At 38.5% G+C, this 17,950-nt stretch carries 20 protein-coding genes; 17 read left to right on the forward strand and 3 right to left on the reverse strand.

What is annotated here, in order from left to right:
- Window positions 1-60 precede the first annotated feature (60 nt).
- From AC6CH1_RS15190 to AC6CH1_RS15210, 5 genes are all read left to right on the forward strand, one after another.
- Window positions 61-960: an ABC transporter ATP-binding protein gene (locus AC6CH1_RS15190; RefSeq protein ID WP_427711959.1), complete on the forward strand. Its 900-nt coding sequence runs from the start codon at window positions 61-63 to the stop codon at window positions 958-960.
- Entirely contained in the window at window positions 953-2,155 is a 1,203-nt protein-coding gene (locus tag AC6CH1_RS15195) for an ABC transporter permease (protein ID WP_498318310.1), read from the forward strand. The genes AC6CH1_RS15190 and AC6CH1_RS15195 overlap by 8 nt, the downstream gene beginning before the upstream one ends.
- A gap of 130 nt (window positions 2,156-2,285) precedes the next feature.
- Complete coding sequence (locus tag AC6CH1_RS15200) at window positions 2,286-2,828, forward strand: hypothetical protein (RefSeq protein WP_498318312.1); 543 nt, start codon at window positions 2,286-2,288, stop codon at window positions 2,826-2,828.
- 12 nt (window positions 2,829-2,840) lie between these two features.
- Window positions 2,841-3,584, forward strand: a complete 744-nt coding sequence (locus tag AC6CH1_RS15205) for a sensor histidine kinase (protein ID WP_498318313.1) — start codon at window positions 2,841-2,843, stop codon at window positions 3,582-3,584.
- Between the two features lie 5 nt (window positions 3,585-3,589).
- On the forward strand, window positions 3,590-4,309 hold the full coding sequence (locus AC6CH1_RS15210) for a LytR/AlgR family response regulator transcription factor (RefSeq protein WP_498318315.1): 720 nt from the start codon (window positions 3,590-3,592) through the stop codon (window positions 4,307-4,309).
- An 83-nt stretch (window positions 4,310-4,392) separates the two neighbouring features.
- On the opposite strand, the gene helD is transcribed toward AC6CH1_RS15210, so the two are convergent.
- Complete coding sequence (gene helD / locus AC6CH1_RS15215) at window positions 4,393-6,615, reverse strand: RNA polymerase recycling motor HelD (protein WP_498318316.1); 2,223 nt, start codon at window positions 6,613-6,615, stop codon at window positions 4,393-4,395.
- 20 nt (window positions 6,616-6,635) lie between these two features.
- The gene (locus AC6CH1_RS15220; protein WP_251690626.1) at window positions 6,636-7,658 is read right to left on the reverse strand and encodes a DUF2804 domain-containing protein; all 1,023 of its coding nucleotides are present in this window, start codon (window positions 7,656-7,658) and stop codon (window positions 6,636-6,638) included.
- Between the two features lie 140 nt (window positions 7,659-7,798).
- On the opposite strand from AC6CH1_RS15220, the gene AC6CH1_RS15225 reads away from it, so the two are divergent.
- The 9 genes from AC6CH1_RS15225 to AC6CH1_RS15265 all read left to right on the forward strand — a co-directional run bounded on the left by AC6CH1_RS15225 (window position 7,799) and on the right by AC6CH1_RS15265 (window position 14,990).
- Complete coding sequence (locus AC6CH1_RS15225; protein WP_427711967.1) at window positions 7,799-8,296, forward strand: amidase domain-containing protein; 498 nt, start codon at window positions 7,799-7,801, stop codon at window positions 8,294-8,296.
- Between the two features lie 186 nt (window positions 8,297-8,482).
- Window positions 8,483-9,046: a nitroreductase family protein gene (locus tag AC6CH1_RS15230; RefSeq protein ID WP_498318317.1), complete on the forward strand. Its 564-nt coding sequence runs from the start codon at window positions 8,483-8,485 to the stop codon at window positions 9,044-9,046.
- A 174-nt stretch (window positions 9,047-9,220) separates the two neighbouring features.
- Window positions 9,221-9,748 carry a hypothetical protein gene (locus AC6CH1_RS15235; RefSeq protein ID WP_498318318.1) on the forward strand — a complete coding sequence of 176 codons (528 nt, stop codon included), beginning with the start codon at window positions 9,221-9,223 and terminating at the stop codon, window positions 9,746-9,748.
- 127 nt (window positions 9,749-9,875) lie between these two features.
- Entirely contained in the window at window positions 9,876-10,055 is a 180-nt protein-coding gene (locus tag AC6CH1_RS15240) for a hypothetical protein (RefSeq protein WP_498318320.1), read from the forward strand.
- An 18-nt stretch (window positions 10,056-10,073) separates the two neighbouring features.
- Window positions 10,074-10,700: a YflT domain-containing protein gene (locus AC6CH1_RS15245; RefSeq protein WP_498318322.1), complete on the forward strand. Its 627-nt coding sequence runs from the start codon at window positions 10,074-10,076 to the stop codon at window positions 10,698-10,700.
- A 297-nt stretch (window positions 10,701-10,997) separates the two neighbouring features.
- Window positions 10,998-11,696, forward strand: a complete 699-nt coding sequence (locus AC6CH1_RS15250; RefSeq protein ID WP_498318323.1) for a CoA transferase subunit A — start codon at window positions 10,998-11,000, stop codon at window positions 11,694-11,696.
- On the forward strand, window positions 11,696-12,328 hold the full coding sequence (locus tag AC6CH1_RS15255; RefSeq protein ID WP_435368084.1) for a 3-oxoacid CoA-transferase subunit B: 633 nt from the start codon (window positions 11,696-11,698) through the stop codon (window positions 12,326-12,328). Before AC6CH1_RS15250 ends, AC6CH1_RS15255 begins: the two co-directional genes overlap by 1 nt.
- A gap of 273 nt (window positions 12,329-12,601) precedes the next feature.
- Complete coding sequence (locus tag AC6CH1_RS15260; protein WP_251690633.1) at window positions 12,602-13,627, forward strand: M14 family zinc carboxypeptidase; 1,026 nt, start codon at window positions 12,602-12,604, stop codon at window positions 13,625-13,627.
- 52 nt (window positions 13,628-13,679) lie between these two features.
- Window positions 13,680-14,990, forward strand: coding sequence for a M14 family zinc carboxypeptidase (locus tag AC6CH1_RS15265; RefSeq protein ID WP_498318324.1), 1,311 nt, complete (start codon window positions 13,680-13,682; stop codon window positions 14,988-14,990).
- A 127-nt stretch (window positions 14,991-15,117) separates the two neighbouring features.
- On the opposite strand, the gene AC6CH1_RS15270 is transcribed toward AC6CH1_RS15265, so the two are convergent.
- On the reverse strand, window positions 15,118-15,519 hold the full coding sequence (locus AC6CH1_RS15270) for a DoxX family protein (RefSeq protein WP_498318326.1): 402 nt from the start codon (window positions 15,517-15,519) through the stop codon (window positions 15,118-15,120).
- 457 nt (window positions 15,520-15,976) lie between these two features.
- On the opposite strand from AC6CH1_RS15270, the gene AC6CH1_RS15275 reads away from it, so the two are divergent.
- From AC6CH1_RS15275 to AC6CH1_RS15285, 3 genes are all read left to right on the forward strand, one after another.
- A complete protein-coding gene (locus AC6CH1_RS15275; RefSeq protein ID WP_498318327.1) occupies window positions 15,977-16,540 on the forward strand; it encodes a sigma-70 family RNA polymerase sigma factor in 564 nt (187 codons plus the stop codon).
- Complete coding sequence (locus AC6CH1_RS15280; RefSeq protein ID WP_498318328.1) at window positions 16,537-17,556, forward strand: DUF4179 domain-containing protein; 1,020 nt, start codon at window positions 16,537-16,539, stop codon at window positions 17,554-17,556. Before AC6CH1_RS15275 ends, AC6CH1_RS15280 begins: the two co-directional genes overlap by 4 nt.
- A gap of 238 nt (window positions 17,557-17,794) precedes the next feature.
- Window positions 17,795-17,947, forward strand: coding sequence for a hypothetical protein (locus AC6CH1_RS15285; RefSeq protein ID WP_498318330.1), 153 nt, complete (start codon window positions 17,795-17,797; stop codon window positions 17,945-17,947).
- The last annotated feature ends 3 nt before the right edge of the window (window positions 17,948-17,950 follow it).

A 17,950-nucleotide genomic window follows, 5' to 3' on the forward strand; every position in this document is an offset into this window, starting at 1 on the left:
TTATTGGAGTCGTCGTTATTTCTATTATAAAAATGTTCAGCTAAGAGAGGAACGGTGCAAATGACCTTTATAATAAAAAATTTAAATAAAAGCTTTGGCAATAAAAAAGCAGTGAACAATATTTCCATTCAATTAGAAGAAGGACAAATCCTTGGTATGTTAGGCAGAAATGGTGCAGGAAAAACAACAACCATACGTATGATGCTAGAGCTGATTCCTAAGGATAGTGGTCAAATTTTATGGAAAGGAAAGCCTTTCTCTAAGAAAAACCTAAAAATAGGTTACTTGCCAGAAGAACGTGGACTTTATGCCAAAATGAATGTTTTAGATCAAATTATTTACTTTGGCATGTTGGAAGGTATGAACAAAAAAGATGCTAAAAGAGAGGCACTAAAATGGTTGGAAAAACTTGAAATCTCTTATGCGGCCAAGAAGCGTACCGAACAATTATCGAAAGGGAACCAGCAAAAAGTACAATTAATTACGGCGATTATACATGACCCGAATTTTATCATTTTAGATGAGCCGTTCAGCGGATTAGACCCGGTTAATTCAGATATGTTGAAAAGCGTTGTAAAAGAATTGATTGCTAAAAAGAAAACGATTATTTTTTGCAGCCATCAAATGGAACAGGTTGAATCGTTCTGTAGCCAGATCTGCATTTTAAAAGACGGGAACCTGATAGTTTCTGACCAATTAGCGAATGTAAAGAATTCTTATGACTACCGCTACTTGGAGCTGGAAACAGCAGCCCCCAACTTGAGGGACTACTTAACGCAAAAACAATATGATTTCACACAGGAAAACAATCGTTACAAATTACGCATCCCGCGTACCGAAAAGATATACCAGCTTATTCAGGAATTTGGTGAGAAATTCGAACTGCAGGGGGTTTCATTAAAAGAGCCGAGCTTGCATGAAATCTTTATTGAACGGACAGGAGGGGATGTCATTGCGTAATTTCAGTATTGTATTCAGCACAGTTTTTAAAGAAGCGGTTAAAACAAAAGCATACTTATATATTACGGTTGGGCTCTTGGCATTGAGTGTACTGCTCTTTGCCTCCCCGGCGATTATCAATAGCTTCACGAAGGATAGTTCGGAAGAAACGTATAAAATCGTGAATCATACATCTTTAGAATTGTCCGAACAAGAGCTAGCTGGAGTCACTGGAAGCTGGCAGATTGTAGACGATGCAAGGATAGAGAGCTTAAAAGAAGAGATTAAAGCGGAAGAACTGACAGGCTTCTTCGTATTGGAAAATCAAGCGGACATGATGCATCTGAATATCTATATGCCAAAAGTGAATAATGAACTGCTAATCTCGTTAGAATCATATCTCGAACAAAAGAGAGTGGCGTCTATTGTGGCTGCCCAATCAATTGACCCGACTGTCGTTCAAGCGTTGAACGCGCCAATGCAGAGCAGTTTTGAATCATTATATGAAACAGAGCCGAATGCCTTACTTATTGTATATGGGTTGATCGCTATTATGTTTTTAGCCATTTCAACATACGGCAATAATGTTGCAACAGCAATTGCTTCTGAAAAATCTTCTCGTGTTATGGAAGTCATGATTACAAAGGTAGCACCAGTACCTATGATGTACGGCAAAATTTTGGGCATTGGTCTAGCAAGCTTAGCACAATTATTCATCTTTATCGGCGGCCTCTTATTATGGGCAAACTTGGGTATCTTTGAGATTCCTGCAGGGTCGTTTTTACAGACTGTAATAGAGACAATTACGTGGGGGACAGCCGCATATATCCTCATTTTCTTTATCGTTGGGTACTTCATCTATGCGACTTTATTTGCAATTGTTGGATCGATGGTAAGTCGTCCGGATGATTTATCAAGCGCAACAATGCCAATTGTAATTTTATTGATGGCGAGTTTGACAGTAGAAATATTATTTGTCATGGATTATCCGGAAGGCACTTTGACAAAAGTAACATCGTACATTCCATTTACAGCACCAATGAGTGTACTGATCCGTATTGTCTATAATACGATTGCCCCGGGAGAGATCGTTATTTCATTGGTGGTTATGATTTTATTTATTGGCTTATTTGCCGCTATAGCTGCGAAAATATATCCGAAAGGTATTCTAAAATCAGATAGTTTAACATTTAAACAATTAATTCAATTTAAATAATAGCTGTTCCAATATTTCATAACGTTTTAAGAGTTTTCTCAAACGCTAAAATAGCTTTTGGGAAGACTTTTTAATTTCATTAATTAGTATATAATGGATATACAGTAAATTTATAACGGAGTGTAAATGAGTGGACGGACTAACTATTGAAGTGATCATAATTTTTCTTGTTCAATATTTGATGCTACTATTTTTTAACACATATGTATTAGACTTGTCATGGTCAAAAAAGCAATTACTAACAATTGTATTAATTATATTTTTACCAACTTCTATATTGTTTCAATTTATTGGTGCTGTATCGATTTTATACTATTTAGCTATTTTGACATGGATGATTTATCGGAAAACCAAAGTAGTTATCCATATTTTCCATGCGTTAGCAGCCCTTATTTTTTTAGTTATTACGGATAATATTTCAAGTGTAGTGACTTTCCATCTGCTTGGTGGAATAGGCAATGAAAAACTGACTTTTTTCAGCCATATATCATTATTCATCCTATTGGGCATTCTTTTTGCTTTCTGTTATAAACGCATTGCAAATTTGATTAATCAATGGGTATTCCACCGTTATGTCTCCTATATTCTCGTGTTCCTTGGTGTTGTTGCAATAGTGTTTATGTATATCAATATTATGAAAATTGATCATGGGAATTTTAATGAGAGCGTCTAGGATAATTTGGTAATGTTTTTAATTTATCTAGCATTACTGACAATCAGTATTTTTACCATTGTCTTTCTAGCGTTTAAACAATTCAAAATGGAGCAACGAGAACACGAAATAAATAACTTCGAATCCTATGTTGCGTCACTTGAACAAATTAATCAGGATATGCGCAAGTTTAAACATGATTACGTCAATATTTTATCTTCTTTACGTACATTTATTGATGATAAAAACTATGATGGTCTCCATACATACTTTTACGACCACATATTAGAAGCGAGTCAACAGGAACAGTTAAATCAGCACTCGATGATGGTATTAAATAACCTGAAAATCAATAGTTTAAAAGGGTTATTAACGACAAAAATTTTACAAGCTCAAACCCACCAAGTTCCGTTTCATATTGAGGTTGTGGAAGAAATCACTGAAATCCCGGTAGATCCAATTATTTTAAACCGTATGGTAGGGATTTTGCTGGACAATGCAATCGAAGCAGCACGAGAAACTGAAGATGGAGAAGTACGTGCAGCCTTTATTCATATGAAAGATGCGATTTTATTAGTCGTAACTAACAAATTTGATGAATCAGAAAATATAAAAGTACATGAAATTTACCAAGAAGGCTTTTCAACAAAGGGAGAAAATCGAGGCCTAGGCTTGGCCAATTTACGTCAAATGAAAAACAATTTACAAAATGTTAGTTTAAACACAAAAATTAGCCCGCCTTATTTTATTCAGGAAATGGAGTTTAAAAAGGGGTAGATTAGATGAATATAGTTATTTGTGAAGATGATCGATTTCAATTGGACAGAACGAAAGTAATAATTGAGAACTTCGCCATGATGGAAGATAACGGTATGAAAGTAGTACTTGCAACTACTAATCCACATGATGTTTTATCCTTTTTAGAAAACGAAAAGGCAGATTGTTATTTTTTGGATATAGATTTAAAAGACGAAATTACTGGAATTACATTAGGAAGTAAAATTCGGGAAGAGGATCCTATTGCCAACCTAGTGTATATTACAACACATGCAGAAATGAGCTTTCTTACGTTTATTTATAAACTAGCAGCACTGGATTTTATTATTAAAGACAATTCGGATACGTTAAAGGAAAAGATACTATCCACTTTAAAAGAAGCTCATCGACGCTATTTAAAATTAGGCGAACAAGAAAGCGTTCAAAAACTGCAAATCAAAACTACGGGACGCACTTATAATATTGATTTCCAAAATATTTACTTTTTCGAAGCATCTTCGGATTCGCATAAAGTGATATTGCATTTGGAAAATGAATATATTGAATTTTACGGTCGTTTAAAAAATTATGAAGGGCTGCATCCCGATCTTTACCGCTGCCATAAATCTTTTATTGTGAATAAAAGTAAGATAACAAACATTGATTCAAAAGAAAGATCTATTACACTGAATAATGGTGAAATTTGCTATGCATCCGCAAGGCTGATTAAAGAGTTGGTAAGGTAAAGGCACTTATAAACGCAATATTAAAAGTAAAGCACCAATCGCATTGAATGACTGCGATTGGTGCTTTTAAGTTAATACCTCGTTCACTTCATTAAAAAAGCCTCTTTCGAAGGGCCAATCAAATAAAGCTCATGCATGGCACGGGTTAAGGCTACATATAGCAGTTTCCGGTCAAGAGGGTTGTCATCATACGGTGTGTCAAATGACGTAAGAATAACCGCATCAAACTCTAACCCTTTTGCCAAGTGACTTGGGATGACGAGAAGTTTTTGCTGATCAATTGCTGAATTCTCATCGAGTAACTGAGCAGGGACATCGGAGTTTTCAAGCTGTCCGATTAACTGAACGGCTTCATGTGTTGTCTTGCAAATAAGCGCAATGGAATGATGCTGATTGTCGCGGATTTTTACAAGCACGTCTTGAATAATATCGGGATCAAACTCTTCCGCGACGATAAATTCAGGCTCTTTTCCATGACGGACAACAGGTTCAACAAGAGGTAAATCCTCATCCATCTGCATCAGGATTTCATTGGCAACATCCATAATTTCAATTGTTGTTCGGTAGCTTTTTTGAAGTGTTGCATACGTTGCGCGCGGGAAAAGAGAAAGTACAGGCTGCCACTCTGTCAGGGACCGGTAGCTATGGATTCCTTGAGCGAGATCGCCAACCATTGTAAACATATCCGTTTCAAGGCCCGCTTTTAGTGCAGCAAGCTGAAAATAGCTGTAATCCTGTACTTCATCGATAAACACGACGCGCATTTTCCACTTCTCATCAATACCTTTGATCTTTGCCTGCAAAAAGTAAAGGGCAGCCAAATCCTCCAGTACCCAACGTTCTTTCTGATGTGCTTTTATAAAATGCGCCACTTCTTCCAACGGCCATTCAGGTGCAACTTCACCTAATAACTCACGATTCGTCAAAAGCTCACGGTACATCTGTTTCACTTTTACTTTCTGGAATTTTTTCATATAGACTGTTGCAACGGATTTTGCTTCCTGTCTAATTTTTGGAACGCGGGCATCCCGTTCATCAATCAGTTTTGTTACTGTACGACGGCGTTTCTCTGCGTCGCGCATGCCATTTAGCGCACGGCCAATTGCATCTTCATAGCGCGTATTCAATGTCGTGAGCACAGCTGCGGTTTTCCGCTTTACCTCTGTTTGAATAACCTTTTTAATACGTTCAAGCCGCTTTTCTACAGGCATATAATGAAATTCTACCAAAAACAGCTTTCGTAAATGCTCGCCTTTCATAATGCGGTATTTTTCAATGAATACATCATCAAACAATGCTGCAAATTGCTGTTCATAGTGCTCGATATAGCGGTTCATCATGAGCTCGTAAAATGGACTGCCTTTTGTTTTCGAAATCATGGCATACTCTTGCTGTACGGAAGGGTTTGCGATGAGCTGCTCGAGTTGTTCATTCGGATTTTGAAGTTTTAATTTTAGGTTCAGTGCATCAAGTACATATTGTGCATATGTTGTCTGGCAAATTTTATCGACGCCAAGCTCCGGTAATACATCAGCAATATAATCGATAAATAACCGGTTTGGTGCAAGAATCATCAACTGTTCTGGATTGAAATGCTCGCCCATCGTATAAAGGAAATACGAAATCCGGTGGAGGGCAATTGTTGTTTTACCTGAACCTGCCGCACCTTGTACAAGAATCGGCTGGCGCAGATGTGCACGAATAATTTCATTTTGTTCTTTTTGGATAGTGGAGACAATTTCCGTTAACCGGACATCGGCTTTTCCTTCGAGTGCTTCCTGGAGGAGCTCATCATTTGTTGTTAAATCGACGTCCCGATAATTGATCAGCTCGCCGTTTTCAATTTTATATTGGCGCTTGGCAAACAAATGACCGGAATGTGTTTCATCCCGGACATCATAAGAAATATCACCAAGTCGGCCATCGTAATAAACGTTTGCGACAGGGGAGCGCCAGTCAACGATAATCGGTTCATGGGTCTCACTATGGAAAAGTGAAGTCTTTCCGATATAAAGAAACTCCTCATTTTCGTTTTCACGTTGGAAATGGATTCGTGCAAAATACGGTTTTTGCCGAATCGCTTCCAACCCTTCTTTTTGATTACGGGCAAGCTCGAAAAAACGTGTATTCATTAAAATATTCAGGAAGCTGTCACTGGAGTCCAAATATTCCACATTGGCCATCGCAGTACGGATATTTTCCTGTGCCGTTTCAATATCTTTTTTCGAGCTATTTAAAATCTGGTCCATATAATGGATTGTTTCGTGCAGACGCTGTTGTTCCTGCTTAAAATCTTGAGCTGTCATTAAATTTTCCCCCTAAAGTGTTACCACTTTGCAACATGTTCTTCAATGCAGCCAAGCATTTGCTGGATATGCAGTGTTTTGCCATCGTCGAGCTGAATAAATCCATCGTAATAACCGACCATCTGATGAACAGAGGAAACGATAAGTTTCGCATTCGTTTCTGCTACACGTTCAAAAAATGGTGTGAAAGTTAGGTTGACGCGTCCGCTGAATTTCGTTTTGATCGTCCACGGATGCATGAAATTGGTGCGATCATAGTGAAACAGAACATCTTCATGAATTTTCATCATTTGACCGTCGATAAAAATGGCATTTTCGGTCATGCCTGTTCCATCTGTCCATTTACCGCCAAAATTTAAACCAATCCGCTGACCACGAACGCGCTGCGATGCCATGCCCCAGTTCCATGTTGCTTCCCGAGGCCATACACCACGTCCGTAATCGAGTACAGCAAAGCTTTCTTCCGGTGTAAACGTAAAGGTGCGGTTCCCGATTTTTACCGTTCCCGAAGTTGGCAACGTATGATGTTTCGCCGTGAATTGGAATGTCCGGCGATTCCATGGAATGACTACATTAAGGGAGTCATCGTCTTTCGGGTGTGCAATTGTGAGCTCTGCATGCAAAGGATCACCGTCAAAATCAGGCGCGGTTACTGTTAAATGGGTCTCGCGGTTGAAGTATGTAAGTTGAATGGACATTTCAGAATTTTTATATTGTATTGTTTCCAGCACTTGTGTCGGCATCTTTACTTTTGCCCCAAGCGGAATTAAAATTGTTTTTTCAAAGTAACGTTGTGTCTCATATTCGAGGAAATAAACAAAGCATACAGCCGCATAATCCATATGACTGATTGTCGCGGAAAATAAAATCTCCTCACCATATACACACCAGTAATTCCATTTTTTCTTGCGCATAAAATGCCCTGACAAATTACTGTCGATAATAGGTCTACGTGCAAAACCGATTGCTTCCGGATTTAAGTTACCTTTTTTATCGCAAAGGGCTATCGGAAGAAAAATTTCCCTTTCTGCATGTTGTGTCATCATAATTCCCCCTAACCGTTTCATAATTTCAATAAAATAATTGTATCAAAGATTTACAAAAACAGGGGATTTTTGCTCTACATTCACAACACTTTCATAATTACAAAGTACTCGACATACGCTGTGAAAAAAGGAGAAGATTGTTGCCTACTTATAATCGGATGGCTGCTGTGGCTTATGCAAATAGATGGTGGGACAGCTTTAATCCTGAATATCCGGTATTTCGGGATGACTGTACGAACTTTATTTCCCAATGTTTACGTGCTGGAGGGGCTCCAATGCGTGGGGCACCGAACCGTGGGCAAGGCTGGTGGATGATCGGACAACCGGAGCGCTGGAGTTATAGCTGGTCTGTTGCACATTCTCTTCGCTGGTATTTGGAAACGTCCACGCAAGGCTTACGCGCGACTAGGGTAAGCTCGCCAAGTGAACTGCAGCTTGGGGATCTAATTTTTTACGATTTTACAGGGGATGGTCGGATAGATCACAGTACAATTGTGACGCGAATTGAGCAGGGGGTTCCGTATGTTAATGCACATACATCGAACAGCAGCGACCGCATCTATACGTATGAAGATTCCACTGCCTATACTCCAAACATGCAGTATTACTATTACCATATTGAAGATGAGTTTTGAATGTCTTTATGGGAAGAGAGAGTGGTGAAATAAGCAGAGTTTTTCCGCTTGTTTAATACGTTACTTAACAGAATTGTGGTAACCTGCCTTATAATGAACCTTTTTAATAGAATTCCCTCAATGTAATATGTTAAATAGAGATCATTCATGCTAATGTAATAGTAGTAATTGAAGGAGGATTTGGCGATGACTTTATCAGTAAGAGACGCAGTATTACAACGCCGTTCGATTAAACTGTTTAACGGACAGCAAGTTGACAAAAAGGCAGTAATGGAAATTTTGGATGATGCAAAATGGGCACCGAATCACGGCAACCGTCAGCCATGGCGTATTGTAGTAGGTACAGAGGAACAACTGCCAAAAGTACATGAACTGCTTCGAGACCTTGCAGTTCCGAAATGGCAGGAGCTTTCAGAAGATGCGCTTGAGATACAAATGAAAAAATTTACATTGGCCGGTGCATACGCATTTGTGCTTGTAACAGAAGATGTTCGTCAAAAAGAAAGATTAGAAGACTATGCTGCGGCAGCTTGCTATTTACAAAATGTGCAACTACTAGCATGGGAAAAAGGCATCGGTACTTGCTGGAAAACACCAGGCTTCTTAGACAATCCGAAATTCCGCGAAGCATTAAACGCAAAGCCACATGAACGTGTCATTTCGATGTTCCAGTTTGGCTATTACGATAATGTGCCAAATGTAAGAGTACGTAAAGAGCTTTCTGAATTCGTAACGGAATTTGGTCAATAATAGGATTGAATGCATGGGGAAACAGTGATTTCCTTGTGCATTTTTTATATTTGTAAAAAGCAGAAGGGGGTGCCGCATAATGTTGGCAGCTCCTTTAATTATTCCCTGACGAATAATTTGGAAGGATTGACAGCAACCTAGTATACAATTCATCTAAGAAAGGATGAGATATACATGAAAAAAGTATTATTTCTGCTCGGGCTTCTATTATTAGCAGGGTGTTCGGAGGAAATAGTCGCGTATGAGGGGATGCCGCTAAAAATTGCTGTTTTAGGGGAGTTCCAAGATCAGTACAATACCAATATAGAAATTGTAGAAATTACATTCGAAGCAATTGAAGAAGTGGTTACGGATTCAACTTTACAATTTGATGCACTTTTTATTACGCCAACAGTATTTGGACAAGCTTCCCGGGATGAATATATTAAGATTTACGAGGAAGCACTCATTCCGATCGTTTATTATGATGCAGCGAAAGGGCATTTTGCTTTTACGAAGGAAAATATAACGTATGATACACTGCATTTTCAAAATCTTATAAACGGTTCACATTCAACGCTTTATTTACATAATGAAATTCCGGTAGGGAATAAATTGGCAGAGAGAAAAAGTGGTATCTATGTTTGTAATTTTTATTTAAACGGGAATCGTTATGATATTATGCTGAAAGAAATTTATGAAAAAATTGAAACACTAACTTGATATAAGAGAAAAAATCCCGTTCCAAAGTTTTATTAGCTGTGGAACGGGATTTCGCTATTTTTATATTGCCATTTCTTCTAATTTAGGTGCGCGTTTACGATGTGTGATTACGCCGGAAAGAACAGTCATGAAAAATACACTAGCAACAGTTACGATATACAAGGCACTAGATATTCGCGGTTTATCGAAAGCAGAATATCAGTACGGAACCAATTTTGAAACGGAATACCGCAGGAGTTTATCGTCTGCAAACTATTTTAAAATAAGTTTTGTATGGGTGAGATGGGGAAAAGGTACTTACGAATAATTTAATGGAGGGATGCAAATGTTTTTTGATGAGCCGAAACAGAAAATTGATGTTGCCTATACGAAACAGGAATTGCTAGAAAAACTCCAGGAATTACGTAGACCGGACAATGAATTGGAAGGTACACATATTTATGTTTTAACAAAGGATGTAGACGAATTTCACTCCATCGAACGTGATCAGCAAGTGTCACTTATTACAACAAATGGAGTCCGCAGTATAGTGAAAACAGCATTAACGAAAGAATCGCCGATTGAAGAAAAACTTCGCCGCCTCGGTTTACCGGAAAATAAGCGACTTGAATACGAAAAAATAATTGAAGATGGCGGTAAACTGCTCATAACAGGTACCGACCCATTTGATGAAGAAGTTTGGACAGGCCATACACTCGATGAATGGATTACAAACCGGTCCAATCCATCGAACCTCATTAACAAAGAGGTAATGGATGAACGACCTGTACCATTTGAGCCTGAGAAAAAATATGAAGCATTACCGAATACAAGTGTTGCAGGAGATTTTGGCCGCAGCGGTGATGTGGATGATCCGGATATTATTCCGTTACAAGACGATCAGCGCATTGTTCGCGACCCGAATACAAAAGAAATTGGAATTTATCAGGCACCGCATGAAAAACAAAATTAAAATGGAGAGTCAGACTGTTCTTTTGGGCGGTTTGGCTTTTTTGTGTGGGGGCGGGAGCAGGAATTTATTAGAACAATTGAAGGGGTTATTAGAACAACGATGGGGGATTTTCGAAAATGAAGCGAGGATATTAGAACAAAGCGTGGACTTAAAATAAAAATATATTAGAACATTTCGAAATTTATTAAAAAATACACGCACGACAAATTGCCAAACCGCCAATAGAAAAACAGATTTTTAAAGGGAATCTCGTCTTTTTGTAGAATATTTTGTATGGATGTGAAAGGGGATAAGGACATGGACAAAGTAGTAGCTTCTGTACAACAGGCGATTCAGGCAATAGACGATGGAGCTGTATTATTGGTGGGGGGCTTCGGGTTATGCGGTATTCCAGAAAATCTAATTCAGGCGGTAAAAGATAAAGGAACAAAAAATCTGACGGTTGTCAGCAATAACTGTGGTGTCGATGATTTCGGTCTTGGTGTTCTTTTGCAGGACAAGCAAATCAAAAAAGTCATCGCATCCTATGTAGGGGAAAATAAAACATTTGAACAGCAATTTTTAAACGGCGAGCTTGAAGTGGAACTGACACCACAAGGCACATTAGCGGAACGTATTCGCGCTGGGGGAGCGGGCATACCAGGATTTTACACGGCAACAGGGGTCGGGACGCCAATCGCAGAGGGGAAAGAGACGAAGGAATTCGACGGCAAAACATACTTGTTGGAACGCGCGATTACAGGGGACTTTGCACTTGTGAAAGCATGGAAGGCCGATCGCTCCGGAAATCTTGTATTCCGTAAAACATCGCGCAACTTTAACCCGCTATGTGCAACAGCAGGTAAAGTGACGATTGTCGAGGTGGAGCAGCTTGTTGAAACGGGCGAACTGGATCCGGACGAAATTCATCTGCCGGGCATTTATGTGCAGCATATCGTCCACAGCCCATCATTTGAAAAGCGCATTGAACGCCGTACTGTAAGGGGGGAAGCATGATGGACCAACGCATGAAAATTATCCAACGCGCAGTGAAGGAAATTCAGGACGGAACGTATGTGAACTTAGGTATCGGTATGCCAACTTTGATCGCAAATGAAATTCCGGAACATTATAATGTGATGCTGCAGTCGGAAAACGGGCTCCTTGGAATTGGGCCGTACCCGACAGATGCAGAAGTCGATGCCGATCTGATCAATGCAGGGAAGGAAACGGTCACAGCAAAAGTGGGCGCGACGTTTTTTGATAGCGCGGAAAGCTTTGCAATGATTCGTGGCGGACATATTGATTTGGCTATTCTCGGTGGAATGGAAGTTTCTGAAGAGGGGGACTTGGCCAACTGGATGATTCCTGGAAAAGTAGTGAAAGGAATGGGCGGGGCGATGGACTTAGTTGTCGGCGCAAAAAAGGTCATCGTCATTATGGAACATACGAACAAATACGGTGAGTCCAAAGTAAAACGTGAATGCTCATTGCCGTTGACAGGCAAAAGTGTCGTTCACCGGTTAATTACCGATATGGCGGTCTTTGATTTTCAAGATGGCAAGATGCAGCTAGTGGAGCTTCAGGATGGGATGACGCTAGAAGAAGTGCAGGAAAAAACAGAAGCTATATTTGAAGTGAAACTGTAAAATCATGCGCAAAAAGCAGCTCAGCTTTTTGCGCATTTTTAATTTCTATACAAAAGGGTTTAGTGACTTTTACTCTATAAAAACTTGAAAAGAACAGCGAAATAGTGAGTAAAATAATATACACCATTATTGGTAAATTAAAACAAATGTTCTATGTTTGATGCAATTAAATTGATAGATTCCCTCTATATACCAATATCGAATTGGTGGATATTCTTATAGTATGAATTATTATTTTAATAATTATGAAAATTAAAGTAATGGAGGGGTCTTATGAAAAAGAAAGCGTTAGCACTATCCTTAACTGGTATTTTGGCACTGGGAGCTGTTACACCAGCTTCATTAACTGCCTATGCTGTAGGTGAAGGACCGAACTATGGTGGAAATGAATCGATTCAAACGTCAATCCTATATACTTACGATGAAATGGTAAATTATCTTAAAAAGCAAGACGCGAAACAAGATGCTATGCAGCTTGAAGTAATCGGTCAGACTGTAAAAAAACGAGATATTTACATGGCGAAATATATTACAAATCCTAACAACCCGACAATCCTATTTTTGACACAACAGCACGGTAATGAACAATTAACTACAGAAGGTGCATTGGAATTTATCAAGCATCTTGGCACAGGTAAAACAAAGGGTGTTCTTGATAAGGTCAATATTCTTATTGTGCCAATGTTAAATGCAGATGGTGCAATGGGAGATGTCGACTTTTCTCTTGATGATTATATCGCTGACGGAGGCCGAAATCTAACTCGATACAATGCGGTAGGGGCAGACTTAAATCGTGATCATGTTGATAAAGTGCATCCGGAAACTCAGGCTCTTCATAAAAATGTCTTACAAAAGTATGATATTGACTACATGATAGACCTGCATCACCAAGGTACTCAGGCAAGACGAGACGGGAAATTAGTGTCAGGATCTATGCTTTATCCTACGAATGATAAAGTGAAGCCGGAAGTATTAGAGAAATCGAAAAAATTGGGAGCTGTTGTATTTAATGCTGTTGATTCTACTGGATGGGGCCATTTAGCCAAATATAATGGCGGCAATGGTGAGAATATCGGCCGTAATGGCGCCGCAGTTCAGTATGATATCGCGACGCTCCTTTTTGAAATGCGCGGAATGTCCGATCATTTTAATGAATCGGCAGTGATTGGTCAAAAAAGTAATGGTTACTTAATCAAACAAACGATTACAACACTTGATGCCGCTGTTCAAGCAATAGCAGACGGTTCAATTGAAAGTGCAGATATCAGTTTCTGGGATACGCTGGATACTCAAAGATAATGTTGACAGTGTAATCGGTAGTTAGAATAGGACAATATAATGGAGGGATTTTATGAAAAAGAAATTTTCAAACGCTATTTTACCAACTGCATTGGCTCTGACATTAGGTGTTTCTTCTGTTGCCTTTGCAACTCCGCAATCAACACCAAACGGACCTTACATCGAGGACAATCAAAATATATCACTATCAAGTTATATGTCAAATGAGGAATTAGCAAAGAAGCTTCAAAATCTTGAACGATCTGCAAATGGAAAGATGAAGCTTGAAATTGCCGGTTATTCAAATCTCTCGCCAGATGGCTATCAAACGGAAGCCGAAAAAGGTGAACCAATCTATTTAGCCAAATTTGGAGATAACGATCCGAATAAGAAACGTATTTTAATTACTGCTCAGATTCATGGAAATGAGCAAATTGGTGCCGAAGCTGCGATTGATATTATGCAGAAGCTTTCATCAAACGGGAAGGAAATTAAGGAAATTTTAGATAATGTATCAATCTGGATCATGCCGCGCATTAACCCAGAAGGAGCAGACAACCAGTATGAGGGTAGGTGGTATCCGACTCGCTATACACACCAGACTTGGCTGCCGGAAAACATTGGGTTGCCAACGAACACTGTTGCTCCATGGTACTACAATAAAGATGGTAGTGAGAGAGCACAGAATAATGAGGGTCGCGTAGTATACGGAATCCCGGGGTATGATCAGAACAGGGATTACAATCCGAATCTTGATTTTAGAGTAGAAAATCAAGAACTAGACAAAGTGGCTACGTTCTTAAACTCAAGAACAACAAATAACAGTAGATATGGCGGCTTCTATGTGACAGCAGAAGCACGCACAGTCACAAGAGTATTCCAAGAATTCCAACCGGATGTTTATGTAGATGTTCATCACCGCGGTTTCAATACAGTATCTGATGAGGATAATCGCTCGGTTCCGGTGCAATTTGCAGCAGTGGTAGCAGAGCCCTATACAGATCCATTTACTGGGAAGCAGTATGAAGTTGATGAAGATGTCCTTACACTTGCAAAACAAGTAAATGCTTTCTCGGCACTTTCACTTCAAAAAGGAAACTCACATTTTGGAGCTGTTCAAAAATATCCTAATGTAAATTTACCGGGCACGGCTCTTGGTGCGTTTGCATTAAACGATTCATCAATTATGCTGATTGAAATTAAAGGCCAGAGTCAAACTTTAGGGCAAAAGCAGTCTGGTATGTTGAAGGAAACGGTTACGCAGCCTTTAATGGCAGTTTTCAAAGGTCTGGCTGATGGCTCAATTTACGAAATTGATACAACCGTATATGATCGAATTCCAGAGTCCTCCAACCCAATCAGTGACCCTACTTCAAGGAATTGATAGGATTTGTATAGAAGAAATGCAAATGGTTTAGGACCATATTGTAAACACTTTTATCTTAAAGAAATGAAAAAGGAGCAAGAGAGTCTTGTTATGGACATCTTTTGCTCCTTTTCTATGTTTATTATTAATCCGCTTTGTTCATTAATTTAGTATCAAGTGATAATGGAGAACGATCAGCGAACATGAAATAAATACCTAGAGCTACGTATACAACCTCTAATTCATATCCAGCGTAAGTACCGTCACCAAATAATCCAAGTGATAGTTTAGCTGTGAAGATTGCACCGATCATAATCACTGCAAATAGAACGCCGACTACTCGAGTACCAAGTCCAAGAATTAATAATAAACCTCCGACTAATTCAATAATTGCTACTACAAATGCAAGACTACTCATTAAACCAAGTGACTCGAAGTAACCTGCTGTATTCTCGATCCCACCTTGAAACTTAACAAATCCGTGGTAAAAGAACATAAAACCAAACACTACTCGTACAAGTAATGATGCCCATTGTTGTTTCGTCATAAAAAATTCCCCCTAATAACTTTTTGTAAATTACTTATTAAAAGTAAGCTATATGGTGAAAAATAAAGTGATCTACAGTTATGTAGGTCACACCCTCATTGATTACTTTTCGTAACCTAGTGTAATAAAGTAATCTAAGGGTTTCAACAGTATTAGCGTAATTAAAAGGGAAATGGTCGTTTTCGACGGGAAATATGGTTATTTGATGGGAATATCAACTTCTTGTGTAATGTCAAAAATCAAATTTATGGGGTATCGGATGCCGACCTGATAGATCTGTAATTTCTAAAATAAAGTGACGCGTTTCTGCAAAAATACAGGAACGCGTTTTTTATTTGTAGATTATAATCAACTGAAAGAATTAACTTTACATAAATAAATATTTTGAGAATAAATAGGATTAGCTTTCGTTGTACGTTATGAAAAAGCTTTTTCAATAACATAGGGAGCGAAGTAAATGAATAGTTCATCAACCAACTTTATTAAGCGATTAAAAAAACGAAAAGAAGATGCACTCGAATATATTATTGATGCCTATATGCCACTTGTCAAAACGATTGCTACGAAAATCTTATGCAATATGAAAAGACAGGATATTGATGAGTGTATCAATGATGTTTTCTTAACAGTTTGGCAAAACGCACATCAATTTCAAGGAAATGCTGAAGATTTTAAGAAGTGGATTGGCATCATCACAAAATATAAAGCAATTGACCGATATCGCCAAACAGAAAAACAAATTGCTCGAGAACAATCCGATGTGCTGCTTGAACAAAAAACCAGCAGTCTACAGACGGATCGATTTATTTTACAACGTGAGGATAAAAATGAAATATTACTAGCTATTAGTCAATTAGCAGAAATTGACCGGGATATCTTTATCATGAAATATTATTTGGAGCTATCCAATAACGAAATCGCTGAAAATTTAAGTCTTTCCAAAGCTGCTGTTGATAATCGCTTATATCGAGGGAAAAAAATATTAGCTACCAATACAAAATTAAAGGAGCGATTTTTATGAGTCTGAAAAAATGGACAGAATTGGATATCGATCATCTCGATTTGGTCGAAGTGTCCGAGATGGAAAAAGCTCGTGTCAAACAACATGTATTAAAGAAACCTAAAAGAGCACCTATTTTGCGAAATATTGCGGTTGCATCCATCATCGTGCTAAGTGCAACGATCACAACTGGCTTCGCCTTTCCTACAATTGCATCGCAGATTCCGTTTATGGATAATATTATAAGTTACTTTACGGATGATGAACGTTCTACTAACTTTGAAAACTTTTCTACTGATGTGGGACTTATTGAAACGAGCAATGGTACGACGGTGATGATAGAAAATGCTGTTTATGATGGAACGAATATTACCGTATCCTACGCCATAGAAACTGAGCGACCATTTGGTGATGAAAGTAGTACACTTTCTCACCACTCATTTAATGTGGAAGATTCAATGGGGGGGAGTGGTTCACGTGAAATAAAGAGAATTACTGACACACGTTATGTTGGTATTGATACTATTACACCATTTTTCAAAGATGCTCAACACCCAGAAACGGTCCAGGTAAAATGGGAGCCAACAATAATAAGAGATAATGAAGGTGCAGAAATAGAAGGTGATTGGTCCTTTGCCTTTTCTCTAGAACGTTTAGAAGGAAACGTAGCACTTCTGAACGAAACCGTGCAAAATGAAGACGTACTATTCACGCTCCAATCAGTTGAATATACGCCAGTATCAACAATTATTTCCTATGAACAAGTGGTGACGGATGAATTGCTGAAATCTTGGGAAAGTGTGACACCTGTATTTAGAGTATCAGACGACCTTGGACATGTGTATTTAGATGAGCTTGGTGGTGGGGGTATGTCTCACGATAACGGTAAGACATTTAAGGGGACTACTGAATTTGGAACAATTCAAGAAGGTGCAAGCCAATTGATTATCCAGCCCATTGAAATTGCTAGTCTTAATTTTGGAAAAGGTCATATAGAAATAGAACTAGATCCTATTGTGATTGAATTGAATCAATAATTTGGAGCTAGCTATTTAAAGTTGATTTTTTTTAAGGGCGCTTTCTGAAATAAGAAAAGCGTCTTTTCATTTATTAGATAAACAGTTAGACATAGATGTTAGAATAAAAACTTAAAAACATACGATAGGGGCTATTTATGAAAATAGTAGAAGTATCGGCAAAGTAGTGATAGATGACTTTGAATTATACGGCCACGTTGAACATGAACACATATAGTAATTAGAAGGAAGATGAGTAATGGAAACGACAACACCTTGGTACTTAAAGAAAAAAACATTATATTTTTTCTGTATTGTAACCCCGCCAATCGGTTATCTTGTCTTATTAACGAACTTAAAGAAGTTTGAACAGACTCAAAAATCGAGTGTTTATCAATCGCAACTATTATGATGG

Source organism: Solibacillus sp. GQ1 (genome assembly GCF_059758555.1).